The sequence below is a fragment of the Arhodomonas sp. KWT genome (genome assembly GCF_010993615.1).
Genome location: NZ_WNXE01000792.1, coordinates 1 through 771 on the forward strand (window position 1 = coordinate 1; position 771 = coordinate 771).

The following is a 771-nucleotide window of genomic DNA, read 5'->3' on the forward strand; positions in this document are numbered from 1 at the left end:
CACGCCGACGAGTACGATCACCGGCAGCTCGTTGAACCAGCGGAACCAGACATGGCCGCGCCGGTTGGTTCCCTCGGTGAATGCCTGCACCAGGCGGCCACACCATATGTGGTAGCCGATGAGCCCGGCCACGAGGGCGAGCTTCACGTGGAGCCAGCCCTGATCGAGCCAGGCCGGGGTGAGCCAGATCAGCCAGCCCCCGAAGAATACGGTGAGCACGGCGCTGGGGGTCATGATTCCGCGATAGAGCTTGCGTTCCATGACGCGGAAACGCTCGTCGCCCGGTGCGTCCTCGGTCTGGGCGTGGTAGACGAACAGCCGTGGCAGGTAGAACACCGCGGCGAACCAGGTCACCACGAAGATGATGTGGAATGCCTTGACCCAGAGGTAGAGCATGGCCGGCTCCTTGAATGTGGCTTGTTCCCGGGGTGGCGTGCCGCTGTTCGGCCGCGGGGCCGCGCCCGAGTATCGCAGAGTGGCCGCGGTGGGGCACGCCCGGTGCAGGTGACGCGGCGCGCAGGCGGGCGTTACGATACAGGACTGTCCATTCAGCAGGGAGATACGGATGCTCAAGGTCGGGATCGTGGGCGGCACTGGTTACACGGGTGTCGAGCTGTTGCGGTTGCTGGCGCATCACCCGCATGCGCGCGCGGAGGTGATCACCTCCCGAGGGGAGGCCGGCAGGGGCGTGGCCGAGCTGTTCCCGAACCTGCGCGGACACTGCGATCTCGCCTTCGAGGCCCCGGACGACGAACGCCTCGCCGCCTGTGA

At 66.9% G+C, this 771-nt stretch carries 1 protein-coding gene and 1 pseudogene; one reads left to right on the plus strand and one right to left on the minus strand.

The window, feature by feature from the left end:
* A partial coding sequence (locus tag G7A99_RS22435; RefSeq protein WP_163144230.1) for a CopD family protein occupies positions 1-396 on the minus strand: 396 nt, incomplete at its 3' end.
* Positions 397-565: 169 nt separating this feature from the next.
* Between G7A99_RS22435 and G7A99_RS22440 the strand changes: the two are divergent.
* Positions 566-771, plus strand: a pseudogene (locus G7A99_RS22440) (N-acetyl-gamma-glutamyl-phosphate reductase); the annotation flags it as partial.